The following is a 17,480-nucleotide window of genomic DNA, read 5'->3' as shown; positions in this document are numbered from 1 at the left end:
AGCGGGCCGCCTGCGTGCCCGCACACGCACCGCGACGACGAATGGGGCGGCAACCGAAGCTGACGACCGAACACGAAAGGCCGAGGGCAGAGCGAAAGTCAGGTAGCGATGTGGGGAGTGCCAGCCATGCTGGTGCTCTCGGGGATCGCGGCGATCACGTCGATCTCCACTGCTGCGTCCAGGGCCAGGTCGGTGACGCCGACCGTGGTGCGGCTTGGCAATGGGCCACCAAACCACGTCCGAGATGCCTCATTGAGACCTGCGCAGCCTGAATCCGTCCTGGTCGGCGGTGCTGGCGTGGGTGGTCGGTGGCGTACTTGTGCTCGTCGAGGGCGGGAGGCTGGAGTCTAGATCGTCTGACACGTTCCGGATGGGGGTTCTTGGCTTCGGCCGTGAGGTGTCCGGCGGGGCTCCTACGGTTCCCTGAGGGCGTCTGGCCGTTGGGCAGGGGAAGGCGTGTCGTCGCTGGAGAAGACCGCAGGTCGCCGGGCTGAGCTGGACGAGCTTGCCGAGTCGCTGGCCAAGCAGTTGGCCGAGGTGGACGCCGAGCGTGAGGAACTCGCGGTCGCGGAGCCGGTGCTGCGCCGGCTGTACGAACAGGAGGCCGAGGCCGCGGGACAGGACGTCGGTTTGCCGCAGCAGGTGCAGGTCGCTGGCCGGTCAGTTCTGAAGGTGCCGCACCGCCGGGAGGTGGTGGATGCGTCCGCGCTGCCGGGCGACTACCGGCGGATGCTGCAGATTGTGCAGGCCGCGGGCGGCCCGGTGATGGTCGAGGATGTCGGCGCCGAGCTGGGCATCGACGTGGTGGTGCCGGGCCGGCTGGAGCCGCTGCGCGGCAAGCTGTCGAAGCTGGCGGTCCGGGGCTGGCTGCACAAGCTGCCGAACGGCACCTTCGCCATCCGGGCGTAAATCTCCCGCCACGGCCCCGTAACTCAGCGGCCCCCGGCCCCGGTTGATGAAGTATGCCTCCAAAATTCACCCCGGCCGGGGACCACAGTGAGCTTGTCTACCAGTGTCGGCTGGAGCGGTCCACGCAGACCCTCACCTTCCTGACCGGGCTGCTGTCCGCCCAGCTGAAGAAGATCCGCTCGCGATGGCGCAAGCGTCCGGCCGGGCGGATCGCGGTGATCGTGCTGGCCGCGCTGCGGCATGACCAGCGGCTTGCCGATCTCGCCGGCGGCAACGGCCTCTCGCGCACCACCGTGGACCGGTGGCTGAAGGAGATGATCGACCTGCTGGCCGCGCGGGCCCCCAGGCTGCGGCGGGTGCTGGCGAAAATCGCCCGGGCGGGTGGCAGCGTCGTCCTGATCGACGGGTCGCTGATACCCACCCAGCGCCGCACCGGCCACCCGATGAGACGCCGCTGGTCGGCCAAGCACAAACGGCACGGGCTGCTGATCATCGCCCTGACCGATGTCAAGGGGCGGCTGCTGTGGACTTCCACCGCCCGACCCGCGCGCGGCTCGGAGATCACCGCCTGCCGCCACGACGACCTGGTCGGCCGACTCCGCTCGGCCGGCCTCACCGCGATCGCCGACCTCGGCTTCGTCGGCCTCGACGGTGGTGGTGACGACAGCGACGACAGCAGCGACCCGGCGGTCATCACCGGCTGCAACAAGCCCAAGGGCAAGAAGCTCCCGCCCTCGAAGAAGCAGGTCAACCAGCTGATCGCCGCAGAACGAGCCGTCTGCGAACACGCCTTCGCACACCTGAAGAACTGGCGCGTACTGACCCGGCTCCACCTCGACGTGAAGTGGGCCACCCGGCTCGTCCGCGCGCTGATGGTCCACAACTGGCACGAGATCGCCCGCTGACCGACGATCTTCACCGCAGACAGCCGCCGCCGACCAGCACGAGCATGACCTCACCCACCCAAGCCACCCCCGTGACCTGCACGTTCAAGATGAACACAACTCGCTGAGGTCAGACCGCGGGGCGGCGCAACACGTCCGTGGGCTCCCAATCGCTCTTCCAGAAGGCTTCGAGCCCGTGCTCGTTGATGAACTGCCGCTCAATCTCGTGGATGGGGTACATCCCTTGGATGTTGATCACGTCGTGACCCTCGTGTCCCGGAACGCCAACGTCAATGCCCAGGTAGTCATCTCTGTCGAGGACTATCGGCGCGAAGACGCAGAACGCCGTCATCTCCGACTCCGGCACGATCCGCTCGCCGAAGTTGATGGTGCTGCCGTAGTCGAAGGGACAGGTGCCACGGAGCTGCTCGGCAAGGAAGCCCACCGCGTGCCCCCAGATCACGTTGGTTGAGTTCACGCTGAGACAGAGTTCCGGCGAGCCGTGCTGCCAGTCCGGATGCTCCGCCAGCGACAAGCCGTAGGTGAGCGTCGTGAGAAGTCCATCCGGCAGGTCGTCGTACACGATCTCCGTCACGCCACGCATGCCCTGTTTGGTCGACTCGACAGGGAAGAACTGAGGCTCCCTTGCCCCGGAAAGCAGATCAAGATGGGCGAGGTACTTCTCTACGCGACTGACCATGCAACCAGCCTGGACCATCACTCACCGGTGGATGCCACCGGGGGCGTCGCCAGTAACGCTCCGCAACAGGTCCACACAACCTGAGCCAGAACCACTTCACGTGATCGAAGTCAGTCGTCGCCTGGCCACCCCGTCGACAGCGCTTCCGCAGTTGCCACCTGGACCGTCCAGCCGGTGTCCAACCGTCTGATCGGCGGTACCGCGATTCCTGCGCAGCGGGCGGATGTCGTAGCTCTCGTCACGGTGCTGACCCGCATGACGAGCGGTGATGGAGATCAATCCGGGCGCGAAGCGCTCCTGGGACGTCAGAGGCACCGCAATACGCGTGTTACCCACACTTGTTGTCCGCGGACAACAAAGATCCGGCCGGACGACACGCCCGACAAGTAGGGGATGCGCCTGACGGCAGGCGCATCGCTCGTGGACGCCATCAAGAGCGAGGAACTCCCCGCCGATGAGATCAGGCGCCTCGTCACATGAAGAACGTCCCCGGTCCTGATCCCACGTCAGGCCAACTGTGGCTTCGCTACCTTGGCCGTGGTGACACCCTTCCCGCGGACAGGCGGCCCGCATGACGGCAACCGCTCCCATGTTTGCCTGCCGTGCCGGCGGCATGACCCTGGAGCGTGTGCGCGAGCTGCGAGCGACGAATCCCTTCCCGGCGTACCTGTCGTTCCGGCACTGCAGGCCCTGACCAGGCAGTCGCCCACCCTTGCTGGGCGTCGGCCGCCATACGCTTCCCAGTGGACAGCGTCCTTCAGCCGCGCCCGAGCCGAGAGCTCCGGAGTCTCCAGTCATGAGAACGCAACCTGCCTCGCCGTTCTGCACACACGGCGCGGGCCCCGCCGGCAACCCGGACGGATGCCCCGGCGTCCGCGTACCGGGCCGCACTCAATGCCTGGCCCACCTCAACGACGGGTACCGTGACGCCTACCTTGCCTCCCTGGCCCCCGCGCCGACATCGACCTCCGGGGCACCGCCTTCACCGAACCCCTCCTCCAAGCCCTCCTCCAAGCCGTCCACGACCCCACGGCCCAAGGACCGCACTTCGGCTTTTCCACGCGACAGCCGGGGAGAAGGTGCAGTCGAGCAGAAGCCTGTAGTCGGGTCAGCGCAGGTGGACCACGGTGACGACCGCGTGTCGGGTGGTGCCGGCCTTCTCCAGGGGTTAGCCGACTGTGGTGTGACGCTGGGCTGGGTCTCGGCGGTCGGTTCCTTCTTCCGGAGCCCTGCCAGGGAGGTGGGGGGCCTGCGTCACGCGCTGAGCCAGGCGAGGGCTGCGACGGTCATGGCGCTGACGCCGGTGTCCAGGGTCGGCTGGGTGACGGGGGCGAAGGTGGGGCTGTGGTTGACCGGGATGTCCTGGGCGATGGTGCCGTTCTTGGCGGCCGCGGCGTACAAATCGGGGTCGATGCCACCGATGCCCCAGTAGGTGAACTGCGTGCCGAACGCCTTGGGGATCTCGCTCATGTCTTCGCTGGCGGTCTGCAGGGCGATGGTGTGTGCGTCATCGCCGAAGTGGGCGGCGAACGCCTCGGCGACGCGCCGGGTCGGCGCCTCGTCGTTGACGGTGGGCGGGAAGGAGGCGGTCCGCTCGATCTCGGGCGCCTTGGGCGAGCGGGACGCCTCGCTCTCGGCTTTGACGATCCGTTCGATAGCGTCCAGAACCTGGGTGCGCGAGGCGTCGTCGTAGGTGCGCACGTTGAGCTGGATGACGGCGCTGTCAGGGATGACGTTGGGGCCGGTCCCGGCGTGGATGCTGCCCACGGTGACCACTGCGGGGGTGGTGGCGGCGAGTTCCCGGGAGACGATGGTCTGCAGGCGTACGACGATCACCGCGGCCAACACCACGGGGTCCACCGCGGCTTGAGGCATGGAACCGTGCGCTCCTTGTCCGTGGACGGTGACGCGCAGGCTGTCCGCGGCCGACAGGAATGACCCGGGACGGGTGCCGACGTAGCCGGCCGGATAGGGCAGGACGTGCTGGGCGAGCACTACGTCGGGTCGGGGCGCCTTCGATGTCAGACCGTCGTCGATCATGGCGTCGGCGCCGTCGCCGTTCTCCTCCGAGGGCTGGAAGAGTGCCACGAAGGTGCCTCGCCAGGCGTCCTTGGCCTGGGCCATCAGCCGTGCGCAGCCGATCAGACAGGTCACGTGCACGTCGTGCCCGCAGGCGTGCATCACAGGCTGCTCGGTGCCGTCGTCGCCGGTCACGGTGATGGTGGAGGCGTAGGGCAGACCGGTCTGCTCGCGTACCGGGAGGGCGTCCATGTCGGCGCGGGCCATGACGGTCGGGCCCTCGCCGTTGGCCAGAATGGCGATCACCCCGGTTCCGCCGATGCCGTCGGTGACCTCGTAGCCGAAGTTCCGCAACGCGTCGGACGCCTTCTTGGCCGTGCGGTGTTCTTGCAGGCCGAGTTCAGGGTGTCGGTGTAGGTCCTTGTAGAAGTCCTCGAGGTCGGAGCGGATGCCCTCGAGGCCGGCCAGCACAGCATGGGCACGGTCGCGGTCGCTCATGGTTCCTCCTTGCGCGAGTGGGACTTTCCCCCGCGGCGGGTGGCGGGACGGGAGCGGCGCCGCATCAGCGAGGCCAGTTTGGAGTGGGGCTGCCAGTCCAGGCCGCTGGGCAGGTTCCAGCCGTAGTGCACGGCGGTGAGCCGGAAGACCAGGGCCAGGGCGATGCCCAGGCCGATGCCGACCTCGGGGATCCCGAGGTAGGAGCACAGCACCGTGACCGCGGCGACCATCAGGGCGACGGTGGCGTACAGGCCGTTGCCGCCGAACACGGCTGGGACCCGGCCAAGGATGACGTCACGCAGGGCGCCGCCGCCGACGGCGGTGAGGGCGCCCAGCAGGATGGCCGGGAGCCAGCCCAGGCCGACCGCCAAGGTCTTGTTGGCGCCCGCGACTGCCCAGAACCCGATCACCGCGGCGTCGAGAGCGGTGAACAGTCGGGTCCAGGACTGTTCACTGACCTGGATGAGGAAAGCGACCGCGGCACCGGCGAAGGAGACCGCCAGGTAGGCGTAGTCGGTGAGCGCGACCGGTGTGCCGTGCTGCAGCAGCACATCCCTGATCATGCCTCCGCCCAGGCCGGAGATGACGCCGACCACCAGGAACCCGAACAGGTCCAGGCCCGCCGTGCGAGCCACAGCACCGCCCAGCAGCGCGCACGAGCAGACGCCGGCAAGGTCGAGGTATCGCGTCACCGCATCGATCCCGGCAGGAATCAAAGAAGCCGACATAACGGACGCAGTGGACATGAGGCGAGCATAGTCGAGGCGTTACTCTCGGCCTTCGCGGCGAACGCAGAGTGTGACGGATGCCGGCAGCGTGCCGAATTCCTTCGCGTCCGTTGGATGAACGACGCTCCCACAGACGGTTCACGATCCATCCCGTCTTGATCGCCCCGAGGCGGACCGGCGGGCGCTTCGGACGGGACTTCCCGGCGGGCTTCACGGTCTTCCTCGCGACGCTCGAAGTCTTCACCACCAGCTGGTACCCAACTCGGGAACCAGCCCTGACCACCCACATAGAAGTTCACCGGGGACCTCCACGTCTCTCTACGCGGGACCCTCACTCGGCGGCGGCCGTGCGGCCGGTGCCGAGGGATCGTCGTGGGCTCGGCGGAGCTGCGGGGTGGGCTCCGAGGACTCCGCGGGTTCGCAACTCGCCGAGGTCTGGCAGGTGGATGCCGGGCAGCGTGTCGAGATGGTCGGCCTGGGCGGCGCGGATGTTCTGCGCGGGAGCCTCGGGGCCGATGCCAAGGGTGCGGCGGGTGGTCACGGTGATCATCGTAAGGGCCGCCCTTGGCCGGAGGGTAGCGGGAAGCCTGGCGCCGTACGGTGGGCACGTCGCCAGGCTCACTTCGGCAATGCGCCGTCCGGCAGGCGGTTACCGCCCCTTCCACCCCGCCGAGGATCGGGGGGCCGACGAAATGCGGCTCGTGAGGTGACGGAATGCCCGCGTGGGCTCAGCGGGGCCGGGCGGCTGTCACCGGGCCGGTGGCGCTCGTGCTGCAGCAGGTTCCGAGGTGGGGAAGGCGGCGTCTGTCGGGGGTTCCCGGGCTGCTCGTAGGTGAACTCGTGTGGATTGAAGCAATAGTTGGCGCTTTGCAGCCATACCGTCGCCGCTGTGGCCCAGCGATGGCCTGGTATCTCCATGTAGCGGTCAGGCCTGAACTGCCTCACCCAGCTCCTTGCCTGGGTGCCGAATGCGTCCATGTGTGGACCACGCACTGTCGAACAGTGAGATGTGGGTCACCTCCGGGGGTGTCGATGTCACACTCCGGGGGCTCGCCTCCCTCTCAGGGGGAAACCGTAGCGACCGCGGCAGGAGGCACTCATGAGCTCCGACACCCCGCCTGGCGCACTGTGGAAGTCCCGGCCAGACGGCATAAATGGTGACGCGCTCCCCGGCGTCGTGGTCAACGGCAGCCTCGCTCCGACGCGACGCTACGGGATTGTCCGAAGTGGCAGCAGGGGGCTGCCAGACAAAGCCGCGGCCGGAAAGCTCGATGCCCGGCAGGGCCTCGACCGGCCCCGCCCAGCCCGACGGCACACGCCACGGGGGACGCTTAGGCCCGACGGGCCGACGAGAAGGGAAAGACCATGGCCAGGTATTGGAAGACGGGGCGCGCACTGACCGCCGGCGCGGCTCTGCTGGGCGCACTGGCGCTTTCGGGACCGGCGCACGCCGCCGACCGCACCTCCATCGTCGCCTACGGCGCTTACACCCGCGCGCAGGCCGTGTCCTACGGTGCGAACGGCGCCGTCAGGGTCTGTGACGTCCATGCGGACGGCTACGGGGTCGCCGTCCGCTACTACCGCAGGGTCGGAGACCGTCAGACGCTGTCGGACTCCAAGGGCAACGGCACCTGCGGCGAAACCACCGACATCCAGAGCAATCCGATCATCCTCTTCACGGCGTGCGTGGTCATTGACAGCGTCGACTACTGCGCTTCCCCGTACCAGGACACCGGCCGGTAGCCCGCGCGCTCCCACGGGGTGCGGCGCGTCACGATTGAGCCTTTGCCCGGGCGAGCTCCTTCAGGGCCATCCGGGCCGCCGGCGTTCCGGCCGCAGTCTGCCAGTACGGGTGTCCGGCGATGCGCCGGGACAGCTCCTGCAGGCGTCGCCGGTGAGCGGCGGTGCCATGAGCGGGCGAGGTGTCGGCGAGCTCCTGGTACGTGGCGTACCAGGCGGTCTGAGCCTCCACGAGTTCACGGGGGAAGGCGTTGGCATCCATACCGCAAATTAGATCGCATGTTCGATTTTCAAGGCAAAGGTAGCGCGCCTGAACCCGTGAGGCCTGTGAGGCGCGCACCCTGTTTCCCCAGGTAGCGCGGTGATCTCCCTGCACTCCATCGTGGTCGTCGCCTATGCCGAGGCGTAGCCCGACTGGCTCTGCTCACGAGAGGAGGCCGGGGCTGGCGGAGGAACTGCGTACCCCGCGAGGCCGACTGGAAGAACGACGAGTTCTACGGCGGGGGCTGGCGGACGCCGCGCTCCTCGCTGACCCGGCTGGCGAGGACTGCGGTAGCGGTCAGGGCGGCGAGGGTGGCGAAGCCTGCGGTGAGGGTGGTTGCCGCGGCCACGGCGGCGACGAGGAGGGGGCCGCCGGCGTCGCCGAGTTCGCGGCCGAGTTCGGCGGCACCCATGGTCTGGCCGAGCCGTGCGACCGGGCTGGCTGTGGCCAGGGCGGCGAAGCCGAGCGGGGTGATCATGCCGGTGCCGGCCCCGATCAGGATGGCGGCGAGAAGGACGCCTGCCAGGCCGGGCAGCATCACCGCGGCGAGTCCGGCGGCGGTGACCGCAAGCCCGGTGCTGATTCCCGTCGCGGTGGTGATCCGCCCGTGGTCGAGGGCGGCTCCGGCCCGGGGCTGGACCAGGGCCGCGCAGGCCGCGAGCAGGGAGACGGCTGCCCCGGTGGCAACCGGTCCGAGGTGGGCGGCGGCGCCGGTGACCGGCAGGAAGCCCACGCCGACCGACAGGGCCGCGGTGGCCAGTGCCAGCGCGGCCGTCGGACGCAGGAAACTGCCCTGCCCGAGCCGTTTGGCGAGGTCGAGCACCGTCTGTCGGGCCTTGGGCAGCGGCGGCACGGCGGGGACGGCAACGACCGCCCAGGCGGCGACGGCTGCGGCCAGCGCGGTCATGGCGGTGAACAGCAGCGGCAGTCCGCCACCGGCCACCAGCGCCCCGCCGACCAGCGGGCCGGCGGTGTAGCCGATGCTCTTGTAAAAGCCGTAGGAGCCGAACGCCCGGCCGTGCTTGGCGGCGGGGTTGAGGCGGGCGACCAGGGCGGAGGCGGCCGGGGAGAAGGCGGAGGCTGCCGCGCCCTGGCCCAGACGGGCCGCCCACAGCAATGAGGTGTTGTCGGCGAAGGCGAACAGGGCCGAGGCCGCGGCGAATGCGAGCAGTCCGCCGAGCAGTACCGGGCGGGGGCCGACCTTGTCGGCCAGGGTGCCGAAGAGGGGCTTGAGGAGGACCTCGGCGCCGTCGTACAGGGCGAGAAGACCACCCAGGACCAGGAGCGACTGGTGGTGGCCTGTGGTGAAGCGGCCCAGGTTCGCCGCGACGCTGTGGGCGCCGAACGCGGTGGTGAAGCCCGCCGCGTACAGGGGCCACAACTGGGCCCGCTCCGACCGTTGTTCGGGGCGTGGGGCGGTGGTAGGCACCGGCGGGTCCTTCCTGGTCGTCTCGGGCATCGGGCGGCTTGGGGTTCCGGTCAGCCGGCGTCGGCCATTAGAGCTCACCTTGGCCAAACCCGGTGCTGTCCGTTCTCGGGTTCTGGCTCAACTCCTGTGAAGCGGTCACGCTGGGCGACGGCCGGAAGTGCTGCGATCTCGCCTGACCGGTCATCAGGCGGAGCCTGATGACCGACATGTCAGTAGGGTTCGGGAGGATGCCGGGGTGAACGATTTCGAACCGCTGTTGGAACGCGTCCGGACTGCCGCTGCGGACAGTGAGAACCTGCAGGACCCGATCACCCCGCAGAGCCTCGACGCGGCCGAACAGCATCTGGGCTTCCGCCTCCACCCGCTCCTCGCCGCGCTCTACACCACCGTGGGTAACGGTGGCTTCGGCCCCAAGGACGCGCTGCTGGAGCTCTGCGACGCCTTGCCGTCTGACGGCACGGACACCGCGCTGGGCAACTACCTCACCCTCGCTTCCCCAGGCGGCTCCGACCCGTGGTGGTCGTGGCCTGCAGGCGTCCTGCCGATCCTGGACTGGGGCTGCGGCATGATGGCCTGCGTGGACTGCCGCGTCGCCGACGGCACCGTCCTGCTCTTCGAACCGAACGCGACCGACGGCGAGGACGCCTCCACTGCCTGGTTCGTTGACTCGCCCAGCCTTGCCGAGTGGCTGCAGACCTGGCTCGACCGACGCGGTTGGTATGAGGAGGACCAGTTGGACGGCGACTCGGACATGCAGCCCTGGCCCGAGGCAGCGGACAGGCTCCGCTGACTTACGAACCTCGGCGGAGCCGTTGGCCGTCACCGCGAAGTTGGCCGGGAATCTCGCCTGGCCCACTCACTCCAGCAGGACTCGCTTGCGGAGGAGCTGGAAGCCTGCGCGGCCGAACATCTGGCGCTTGAGCATCTTGATCCGGTTGACATGACCTTCGACAGGCCCCGAGTTCCAGGGCAGCGTGAGGCCAGCGGTGACGGCCTCGCGGTCGATGCCAGCGGCGAGCGTGTGGAGGCACACGGTCACGCGCATTTTCCACCGCCTGGTTGAAGAGCACGGAGCCGACGTGTCCTACCAGATGGTCCGGCGCTACATCGCGGACCTGAAGCCGCAGGTCCTGGTGGAGTCGGGCAAGGCTCCCATCGAGGTGTTCGTCCCGCAGACCCACCGGCCGGGCATGGAGGCCGAGGCCGACTTCGGCGACATGAGCGTCCGGCTCGCCGGCGAGCTGGCTACCTGCTACCTGTACTCCTTCCGCCTGTCCTACTCGGGCAACGCCGTGCACCGCGTCTTCGCCCCCTGCGGCCAGGAAGCCTTCTTCGAAGGGCATGTGCACGCGCTGCGGACGCTGGGCGGTGTCCCGCAGAGCAAGGTCCGCTACGACAACTTGAAGGCGCCCGTCGCCCGGGTGCTCGGTCTGAGCCGGGCGAGGGTGGAGACCGACCGGTGCTGGTCCAGCGTCAACTCGTACGGCACCTTCCGCCTCGACATGGACAAGCGCCTCGACGTGGGGATCCTGGCCGGCGTACCGCGACAGCGACGGTCGGCCGAAACCACCGGGACTCGGTCCACATCAGCCCTTTGACACCGGCTGCTGGATCGCTGATGCGGCGTCGGCTGCGCCCGCGCCGATGGGTATGCCGGTGGCGGTCAGCATGAACCAGCCCAGCAGATGGGGTGTCGCACCGGCCAGCATCACGAAGATGAAGAGCCCGCAGGCTATGTCGCGCACGGCCTTGACGGCCAGCCAGGCATGGAAGCTGGGGTCCTCGGTTGGCGTGTCGGGTATGCCGAAACCGACCGCGGCCTGCGGCGCCCAGAAGGCGCGCGCACCGACGAAGATGATGCCCACGCCGAAACGTTCGAGGAAGGCGTGGGTGCTCTTCTCGCCACGCCGACGGACCAGGCGTACGCCGAGCTGGTCGACGCCACGATGGGGCGTGGGGCAGAAATGGGCCGCCGACTGCTCGATGACCCCGACCGAGCCAGGTCCGAGGCCGCCGATGCGGTGTGCCGCCTCTGGAAGGCAGCCGTGGAACCGGAGTGGCCGTCCACGCGGCAGGCGCTACGGGCCGAGATGCTGGACCGGGCCATCCAGGTCGACCGGGAGGGGCTGCGCGCAGTCCTTCCGCGCCTGCACCACTCCGCGGCGTGCGAAGGCGATTCCATCACCGTCGAGTCGACCGTCGACGTCGACTGCCCTGAGGGACTTATTCTCGTTCCGTCACTGTTCATCACCGACCGGCTGCAGTGCGCCACCTCAGACAACTGGACCCCGACGATCTATTGCGTCACCACCCGACGGCCAGCGAACACCTGGCAATCCTGCGAGACGCCGGGTTGATCGACAGCAGCCGGGCGGGTCGCACGGCCACGCACGAGCTCACCAAAGCTGGACGTGCTCTCCTGGACGCGGCCTCGCCGCGACCATGACGCTGCGGCAGCCCTGGTTTCGGTCATTCGGAGGGACCCTTGCCGAGATTCTCGGCAAGGGTTCAGTTCAACGCGCGCTGGCGTCCCCTCGCGCCCTCTGCAACGAGGCCCGCAACCGCCCGACATGCTGTAGCGCGGCAGCCGAGTCTCTGGCGCAGCCGACGTTATGGACCTGCCACCGTTGCGAAGTCTGATCGACGGAGTTTTCGTCGACCTGTACGAGCGGCACCGTCGCCAGGACTTGCCTGCGCTGTGTGAGCGGCTTCGTCTCCCGGCTCCGCCCTCCCAGGACAGCCATACAAAGCACCAGCGTCTGTCGGCCGACCTGTAAGAGTGCTCGGACGACCGTCTTGAGCAGGTGGCTGAAGCCATCCTCGACAGCGAGCCGCTTCCCGCTCGGGAACGCAATCAACGCCAGGGCGTGCTGTGGAGCGGACGCCACGGACCGTGGTTCGGCGCCACGGGCCGTACCGGCGGTGCAGCGCTCGGGGGGTCAGCGGGCCCGGTCACCGTGCCCGGGGACTGCGCGAGTCCGGTGGCCCACAGCTGGTCGACACGCGAGCGCTCGGTGGCGTTCGGGTAGCGGTTGGTGCAGGACGGGCCGGCGCTGCCGCCCGACATCAGCTCACTGCACGTCCCGTTGTAGTCGTCCGGCAGGCCCAGCACGTGCCCGGTCTCGTGGGTGACGACGCGGACCGAGTCGTACTGCTGGCTCTGGGTGTAGTCGAGGAAGACGTAGCCGCTTCCGTGGCCGTTGGTGGAGGCGTAGGACCCGCGCGGGTCGTTGCCCTCCCGGTAGGAGAAGTCGGCACCGCTCGACGCTTCCTGGAGCTTGACGTTGGACTCGGAGCTGTTCCAGATCGAGGCCGCGCTCGATATCTGCGAACGGAAGCTCGGTGCCTGGGAGGCGTTGTAGTAGACAGTCACCGCCTGCGCGTTCGGCTGAGCGGCGCGCTTCTCGGCGACGGACTTGAGCACGGCCTCGAAGAACGCCTTGTTGTTTGCGGCCTCCTCAACCGACCCGGCGTACCGTGCCACGGAGGTACCGGCGGCAGCGGACGGGGTGGCGGCCGTCTGCGCGCTCGCCGGCACCGCCGCGCCCAGCGCGCTGGAGGCCAGACCCAGGCCGAGAGCGAGAGCGAGGAGTCTCGCGGACGTTCGGGACGACTTCATGTGGGGGGCTCCTACTCACTCGGTGACGCCGAGCGCACGGTGCGCGGTCGGCTCTGTGTGAACACCGGTTCCGAACTGCGGCGACGTCCTGTGGGGCGTCATTGTTAGAACGGCTCGACAGGGAGCGCAAAGGGTCCCGCCACTACCTCGCCTCGTAGGTCCCGGGGCCTCTCGCCAGGGCAGTGCACGGGTCTCCGGTCCGCACATGGCGGCAGGAGGGGAAGCTGTCGCGGCGTCAGAAGCCTTACGTCACGGGGCAACGGGCGTGCGGGCCGGCCGGGCGGAATCCCGGGACACGCGGCAGGATCCGCATCCGGGCCAAGACGGACAAATCCTCAAATGTCTGCCAGGTCGCGTCTACTAAGCGTGCCGGTTTGTTGGTGAGGCGCTGTGACCGACGTCATAGAACATGAGCTTCCGTTTCTTTCGCGCCCCACCGGCCCCGGGGCGCCCCCAGGGAGTCACCCCCGGCGCTGGGCGGCATCCCTCACCGCTGAGCCGCCGCCGCTCAGTCCTGATCAGGACGGAGGCCGGGCCCGCCGTGCAGCCCGGCGAGCGGCGTGGGGGAGAGGTCGGTTGGTTCCTCGCCCGCCTCCAGCAGCGTGTCCGCCGCACCCGGTGGCCTCGGGACTATGCGGGCCGGGCTGTCGTCAGCCACGCGAACGAGGTGCGTGCCCGGTCGTAGAGTGCCAGCTGCACTCCGGCCCCTTCCGCCGGCACCAGCACCACCCAGTCGTCTTCCATGTCCTTGCGCGGGACGTATCCCAGGGCCTCCATCCGGAACGCGGCCGCATGCGGCACATCCGAGACACCCAGCACAACGGAACCGACTCTCGGCATGCGCCGATTCTGGCGGACAGCAGCGAGCCGAGGCCACGGACTACGCCCCCCAAGCGAGGCGAACGTTGCCTGATGCGGCACTAGTTCGCGAGGGTGTCGTCAGTGGAGAGGGTGGCGGTCAAGTGGCGGGTGGAGTTGGCTGAGCCTGTTGCGCTGCGTTCGTTGACGTTCGCGCCGCGCCTGCCAGGAACTTCATGTCGTCAGGATCGCTCCTACGCAACACGAAGATCTTCATCAGGGCGAGCAGACTGGGACCGCACAGCAGAGTTGCCAGCCACCAGGCATCCGCGGCTACGTACACGCCCGCGCCGAGCATCGCGAGGGCCACGACGGCACCGACTGTGAGGTCGGCCATGTGCCGCACATGTGCGCGTCGCTCTTGGCGCTCGCGCACTTCCAGTTCCGACCCTCGTGCTCCAGCACCTCGTGCACGGTCACCACATGCGGATGGCCGCGCAGCCCCGCCGCGTACCGAGCCTCGGCCTGGGCGCGCGCGACGCGGGTCTCCCGCTCGGTGTCGGCATCGGCCGGATTGCTGAACACGATCTCCTTGAGTGCGACCTCGCAGGCCAGCCGTTGGTCGTGGGCGAGCCAGACGTGGCCCATGCCGCCGCTGCCCAGCTGGTTCAGCAGGAGGTACCGACCTGCGATGACCCGGCCGACGCCCTGCTGCGGTGATCCTGATGTCATCCGGTCACCCCTGATCCTTCTGCCTAGGAGCTAGCTAAGTGCGGGCGGTCGACTCGCGAGGTAAGAGCGCGATCGCAGTCAGCGTGGTTCCCGTAGATTCCGCTCGTGAATTAGTCATCGGCGTGGCAGCAATCTCGGTAGCCGGGACAAATTCTGCCGCTGGACCAGGCCCAAGGAGAGATCCTCACCACTCCAGATCACATCTGTCTCTTATTCGGTCCAGTGGAGTCCGAGGTTGGCGAGTTGCTGGAGCCTGACAGCGGTGAGCTTGCCGCGCTTCGATTTCGTGTTCGACAGGAACACACCGAGCTTCACTTCAGTCCCGTCCTCCAGCCGTTCTTGCGGAGCCCGGAGCCCGGAGCCCGGAGCCGGGTCGTGTGGGTGTGGGGGATGCGCTTGGTGTTCCATGCGCTGTACAGCCCGGACAGTTCGGTCGCGAGAGTCGCTAAGGCACTGACCGGGATGCCGCTGAGGAGCAGCAGTGTTCCGATGGCCAGGACGGCCAGGACGGCCAGGACGGCCAGGACGGCCAGGAAGGCGATCATGTCGAGGTGACGGCTGCTGAGGGGCTTGCGGTTCGTGTTCATGTGGTCCTGCCTTTCAAAGAAGGCTCCCGCTGGCCGGGGGCATAGTTCGGTTGTAGCCGCCGCAGGCCGGGTTCATAGCCGGGCTTTTTCCACGCATACGCCAGAGGCCAAAAGCGCTGGTCAGGAATTTTCAACAGAGTGGTACGGGGACTGATTGATCTACCAGGACGGTCGACGAAGGCCTGGGTGGGCCCCCTCGGCGGGGGACGGGCCTCGATCCGCACCTGCGAGTCCTCGCGGGTGGCCTTCGGGCATTGGTGGACCGTCAGTTCGGGTCCTACACAGAGGTCGGAAAGAATATCTACCGCTCCCACGAGGCGGTGGCGAGCGCGTGCAGGGGGGGAGGAACTCAAGTCGCATGCCCTTGTCGTAGCCGTGGCCACGGCATGCGGCGGTGCCGAAGAGGAGCGGAATCTCAGGTGGGGCCTGACCTACCTGAAGCTGGAGGATGCCGGACTGCAGAAGCTGGCGCCCAAACGCGGTGAACCACTGGACCGTGCGGCGTTGCAGGAAGCGGCTGTTGACGCCGAGGTCCTGCTCCGTGCGATCGAAGTCAGGAAGTCGGAACTCCACCAGCTCGCCTTGCTCAAGGCCGAACCGCTGCTGGCACAACTCGATGAGGACCTGCAGGCGACAACGGAGAAGAACGGCGGGAACGCGGCGGAGTGCTGGGTGGACCTGACCGACTACCCGCGACGACTTGTCCTGCTCTTCAGCCCAGCCGCCATCGAGACCGACAGCCGCGGCCACGCGGATCTCACCGTCGTCCTGGACCGGCTCGCCGGATTCTCTACGCAGACCGGCGTCAAGGAACGGACCGCACTCAGCGTTCAGATCCTCTCTGCTTACGAACTGGCCCAGCACACCGGCTGGTACTCCATGGATTCAGGACCAAACGTCTACGCCTCCTACGGGGACGAGTTCGCCCACTACCGCGTACAGGCCGGCCGCAAGGCGTCGCAGCCGGCGCCTACCTTGCTCCTGAGGCCGAACTCGCCCCCGCGGCAGCCATACGTCTCGACCGGTACGACCCAGCGCGCAGCGACTTCCGCGCAAGCGCCATCGTGGGCTTGTTCATCGGAATCGCGGTCGCCGTGGCCCTCTGGCTCCTCGACGTCTCCGCGTACGCATGGGAGATCTGGGGCTACACCGCGCTCATCGTGTTGCTCCCTATCGTCACCGGCTGCGCTGTCGCGATGAGGCACGCCCGACGCGAGTGAACGTCGCAGACCCCATCCGTCAGCGCTCTCCACTTCCTGGTGCGCCCCTTCCACCACCGTCCCAGCCCGGCGGTGGCTGCTCTCCTGGGACGGGGGAGCGCCTGGAGAGGCCGCGCGAGATCGTGCGAGGGAGCTGATCATCTCGCCGGTCGGTGTGGAACCTCGGCGCGCATGCCCGCCTCTACTTGTCCGGTGAGGCAGGAGCGGCGGCACTCGGCCCTGCGGGAGTTGCGTCGCCCAGGGAGAGATCTCATGTCACGGCGGACAGCGGCGCTCTGCACGGTCGGAGTTCCGGAGCCTTCTGGAGTACAAGGCCGCCTGGTACGGGCGGGACGTGGCGGTCGTGGACCGCTTCTTCCCCTCCTCCAAGTTGTGCTCCCACTGCGGTGCCGTGCAGGACAGGATGCCGCTGAATGTCAGCACCTGGACGTGCGACTGCGGAACGGTCCACGACCGGGACGTGAACGCGGCGAAGAACCTTTTGGCCGCCGGGCCGGCGGTGTGTAAACGAGGGGGATTCCTACGGCTCGCGCCGTGGGATTTTCTGCTTCGTCGCCGACTGCCCGCCCGGGGTTCTCCGTTGAGGTCTGAGGAAGTCAATAAGCGCGAACAACTCGTCGTCCAGATGGTCGGCCAGCTCCACACCGGCGATCGAACGAACGCCCTGCTCGACGAAGACCTTGTGGAAGAAGCTCAGCATCAGCGCCGCGTTGTCCGCCTGCAGCAGCTTCCAGGCCGCATGGTGCCGGCACAACGCGACCAGTTCGTCGTAGTCCAAGCTCCCCACCCCAGATTCCCGCTCACGCGTGCGAGAAGTGCTCCCGTGCAGCGGCGCCCCTTCCTCTGTCATGCGTCACCGCACGCTGATGCCGACACGTACGCAAAGGCTTCGATAGCCACGACTGCACCGTAAAGCCCACCACTGGCAACGGCGCTGCGTCGTGAGCCGGTGGCCCCGCCGCGCCCACCGGTGCGGTGCTTGCCGGCCGCGGATACCTCGGCGTCGTCGGCGGCAGACGGTGCAGGGGCTCCAGCGGATCAAGTCCCTGTGCTCCGCCCCGACCCGCGGCGCTGTCTCACGGCCACCGCCACGGCCGCGCTGCTCGTCGTCGACGCCTGGTTCGACGTCACGACCTCCCAGCCCGGCCCCGAACTGGCCACCGCGGTCGCGATGGCCGTGTGTGCGGAGCTCCCTATGGCCGCCCTGTGCACCGTACTGGCCGTGCGCGCACTGCCGTCCCGCACCCGCGACAAGGCACCTGACACCGACAGATCCGACCTACAGGTCAACGCGGCTACCTGATTCTCACCCAAATGAGAACTCTTTCGAAGCATCCAGATCGCCGCCGCAGATA

20 protein-coding genes and 4 pseudogenes are annotated in these 17,480 nt (G+C 68.3%); 9 read left to right on the top strand and 15 right to left on the bottom strand.

Annotation, left to right across the window (positions count from 1 at the left end):
- Nucleotides 1-98: 98 nt before the first annotated feature.
- Entirely contained in the window at nt 99-221 is a 123-nt protein-coding gene (locus ACFZDJ_RS25445) for a hypothetical protein (protein ID WP_391061818.1), read from the bottom strand.
- Between the two features lie 235 nt (nt 222-456).
- Between ACFZDJ_RS25445 and ACFZDJ_RS25440 the strand changes: the two genes are divergently transcribed.
- Nucleotides 457-909, top strand: coding sequence for a hypothetical protein (locus ACFZDJ_RS25440; RefSeq protein ID WP_391061816.1), 453 nt, complete (start codon nt 457-459; stop codon nt 907-909).
- Between the two features lie 53 nt (nt 910-962).
- Entirely contained in the window at nt 963-1,814 is an 852-nt protein-coding gene (locus ACFZDJ_RS25435) for a transposase family protein (RefSeq protein WP_391061813.1), read from the top strand.
- A gap of 109 nt (nt 1,815-1,923) precedes the next feature.
- Here the strand turns inward: ACFZDJ_RS25435 and ACFZDJ_RS25430 are convergent, their stop codons facing one another.
- The 4 genes from ACFZDJ_RS25430 to ACFZDJ_RS25415 all read right to left on the bottom strand — a co-directional run bounded on the left by ACFZDJ_RS25430 (nt 1,924) and on the right by ACFZDJ_RS25415 (nt 6,279).
- A complete protein-coding gene (locus ACFZDJ_RS25430; protein ID WP_391061811.1) occupies nt 1,924-2,493 on the bottom strand; it encodes a suppressor of fused domain protein in 570 nt (189 codons plus the stop codon).
- 1,254 nt (nt 2,494-3,747) lie between these two features.
- Complete coding sequence (locus ACFZDJ_RS25425; protein ID WP_391061808.1) at nt 3,748-5,010, bottom strand: amidohydrolase; 1,263 nt, start codon at nt 5,008-5,010, stop codon at nt 3,748-3,750.
- Complete coding sequence (locus ACFZDJ_RS25420) at nt 5,007-5,702, bottom strand: TRIC cation channel family protein (protein WP_390937500.1); 696 nt, start codon at nt 5,700-5,702, stop codon at nt 5,007-5,009. Before ACFZDJ_RS25420 ends, ACFZDJ_RS25425 begins: the two co-directional genes overlap by 4 nt.
- A 367-nt stretch (nt 5,703-6,069) precedes the next feature.
- Nucleotides 6,070-6,279, bottom strand: a complete 210-nt coding sequence (locus ACFZDJ_RS25415; protein WP_391061806.1) for a hypothetical protein — start codon at nt 6,277-6,279, stop codon at nt 6,070-6,072.
- An 824-nt stretch (nt 6,280-7,103) separates the two neighbouring features.
- Here ACFZDJ_RS25415 and ACFZDJ_RS25410 point away from each other — a divergent pair.
- Nucleotides 7,104-7,481, top strand: coding sequence for a hypothetical protein (locus ACFZDJ_RS25410; protein ID WP_391061804.1), 378 nt, complete (start codon nt 7,104-7,106; stop codon nt 7,479-7,481).
- 28 nt (nt 7,482-7,509) lie between these two features.
- On the opposite strand, the gene ACFZDJ_RS25405 is transcribed toward ACFZDJ_RS25410, so the two are convergent.
- Together ACFZDJ_RS25405 and ACFZDJ_RS25400 are read right to left on the bottom strand one after the other, a co-directional pair.
- Nucleotides 7,510-7,740 (bottom strand): hypothetical protein, encoded by a 231-nt coding sequence (locus tag ACFZDJ_RS25405; RefSeq protein ID WP_329537763.1) that lies wholly within the window; start codon nt 7,738-7,740, stop codon nt 7,510-7,512.
- Nucleotides 7,741-7,972: 232 nt separating this feature from the next.
- Nucleotides 7,973-9,121 (bottom strand): MFS transporter, encoded by a 1,149-nt coding sequence (locus tag ACFZDJ_RS25400; protein WP_391062479.1) that lies wholly within the window; start codon nt 9,119-9,121, stop codon nt 7,973-7,975.
- A gap of 283 nt (nt 9,122-9,404) precedes the next feature.
- Here ACFZDJ_RS25400 and ACFZDJ_RS25395 point away from each other — a divergent pair, with 283 nt between their 5' ends.
- Complete coding sequence (locus ACFZDJ_RS25395; RefSeq protein WP_384926692.1) at nt 9,405-9,959, top strand: SMI1/KNR4 family protein; 555 nt, start codon at nt 9,405-9,407, stop codon at nt 9,957-9,959.
- A gap of 66 nt (nt 9,960-10,025) precedes the next feature.
- Here the strand turns inward: ACFZDJ_RS25395 and ACFZDJ_RS25390 are convergent, their stop codons facing one another.
- Complete coding sequence (locus tag ACFZDJ_RS25390; RefSeq protein ID WP_391062541.1) at nt 10,026-10,214, bottom strand: hypothetical protein; 189 nt, start codon at nt 10,212-10,214, stop codon at nt 10,026-10,028.
- A 34-nt stretch (nt 10,215-10,248) separates the two neighbouring features.
- Here ACFZDJ_RS25390 and ACFZDJ_RS25385 point away from each other — a divergent pair, with 34 nt between their 5' ends.
- Nucleotides 10,249-10,767 carry a hypothetical protein gene (locus ACFZDJ_RS25385; RefSeq protein ID WP_391061799.1) on the top strand — a complete coding sequence of 173 codons (519 nt, stop codon included), beginning with the start codon at nt 10,249-10,251 and terminating at the stop codon, nt 10,765-10,767.
- On the opposite strand, the gene ACFZDJ_RS25380 is transcribed toward ACFZDJ_RS25385, so the two are convergent.
- Nucleotides 10,756-11,034 carry a DUF4267 domain-containing protein gene (locus ACFZDJ_RS25380; RefSeq protein WP_391061796.1) on the bottom strand — a complete coding sequence of 93 codons (279 nt, stop codon included), beginning with the start codon at nt 11,032-11,034 and terminating at the stop codon, nt 10,756-10,758. The genes ACFZDJ_RS25385 and ACFZDJ_RS25380 overlap by 12 nt on opposite strands.
- A 21-nt stretch (nt 11,035-11,055) precedes the next feature.
- Between ACFZDJ_RS25380 and ACFZDJ_RS25375 the strand changes: the two genes are divergently transcribed.
- Entirely contained in the window at nt 11,056-11,526 is a 471-nt protein-coding gene (locus ACFZDJ_RS25375) for a DUF5937 family protein (protein WP_391061793.1), read from the top strand.
- A gap of 497 nt (nt 11,527-12,023) precedes the next feature.
- Here ACFZDJ_RS25375 and snpA read toward each other — a convergent pair whose 3' ends face one another.
- The 5 genes and pseudogenes from snpA to ACFZDJ_RS25350 form a co-directional block, all read right to left on the bottom strand.
- The gene (gene snpA / locus ACFZDJ_RS25370) at nt 12,024-12,788 is read right to left on the bottom strand and encodes a snapalysin (RefSeq protein WP_391061790.1); all 765 of its coding nucleotides are present in this window, start codon (nt 12,786-12,788) and stop codon (nt 12,024-12,026) included.
- A gap of 508 nt (nt 12,789-13,296) precedes the next feature.
- Nucleotides 13,297-13,404 (bottom strand): annotated as a pseudogene (locus tag ACFZDJ_RS25365) (polyphosphate kinase 2); the annotation flags it as partial.
- A 68-nt stretch (nt 13,405-13,472) separates the two neighbouring features.
- Nucleotides 13,473-13,628, bottom strand: a pseudogene (locus tag ACFZDJ_RS25360) (VOC family protein); the annotation flags it as partial.
- A 396-nt stretch (nt 13,629-14,024) separates the two neighbouring features.
- Nucleotides 14,025-14,318: pseudogene (locus ACFZDJ_RS25355) on the bottom strand (serine/threonine protein phosphatase); the annotation flags it as partial.
- Between the two features lie 311 nt (nt 14,319-14,629).
- Nucleotides 14,630-14,905, bottom strand: a complete 276-nt coding sequence (locus tag ACFZDJ_RS25350) for a hypothetical protein (RefSeq protein WP_391061787.1) — start codon at nt 14,903-14,905, stop codon at nt 14,630-14,632.
- Nucleotides 14,906-15,280: 375 nt separating this feature from the next.
- On the opposite strand from ACFZDJ_RS25350, the gene ACFZDJ_RS25345 reads away from it, so the two are divergent.
- Both ACFZDJ_RS25345 and ACFZDJ_RS25340 read left to right on the top strand, forming a co-directional pair.
- Complete coding sequence (locus tag ACFZDJ_RS25345) at nt 15,281-16,105, top strand: hypothetical protein (protein ID WP_391061785.1); 825 nt, start codon at nt 15,281-15,283, stop codon at nt 16,103-16,105.
- A 294-nt stretch (nt 16,106-16,399) separates the two neighbouring features.
- Nucleotides 16,400-16,651, top strand: a pseudogene (locus ACFZDJ_RS25340) (zinc ribbon domain-containing protein); the annotation flags it as partial.
- On the opposite strand, the gene ACFZDJ_RS25335 reads toward ACFZDJ_RS25340, so the two are convergent.
- Nucleotides 16,646-16,825, bottom strand: coding sequence for a hypothetical protein (locus ACFZDJ_RS25335; protein ID WP_391062476.1), 180 nt, complete (start codon nt 16,823-16,825; stop codon nt 16,646-16,648). The pseudogene ACFZDJ_RS25340 and the gene ACFZDJ_RS25335 sit on opposite strands and share 6 nt — an antisense overlap.
- A gap of 348 nt (nt 16,826-17,173) precedes the next feature.
- Here ACFZDJ_RS25335 and ACFZDJ_RS25330 point away from each other — a divergent pair, with 348 nt between their 5' ends.
- Complete coding sequence (locus ACFZDJ_RS25330; RefSeq protein WP_391061782.1) at nt 17,174-17,428, top strand: hypothetical protein; 255 nt, start codon at nt 17,174-17,176, stop codon at nt 17,426-17,428.
- The last annotated feature ends 52 nt before the right edge of the window (nt 17,429-17,480 follow it).

Source organism: Streptomyces sp. NPDC007896, assembly GCF_042959425.1.
Lineage (GTDB): Bacteria > Actinomycetota > Actinomycetes > Streptomycetales > Streptomycetaceae > Streptomyces.
The sequence above is the reverse complement of the archived record's forward strand: the minus strand, read 5'-3'. Positions and strand labels throughout refer to the sequence as shown.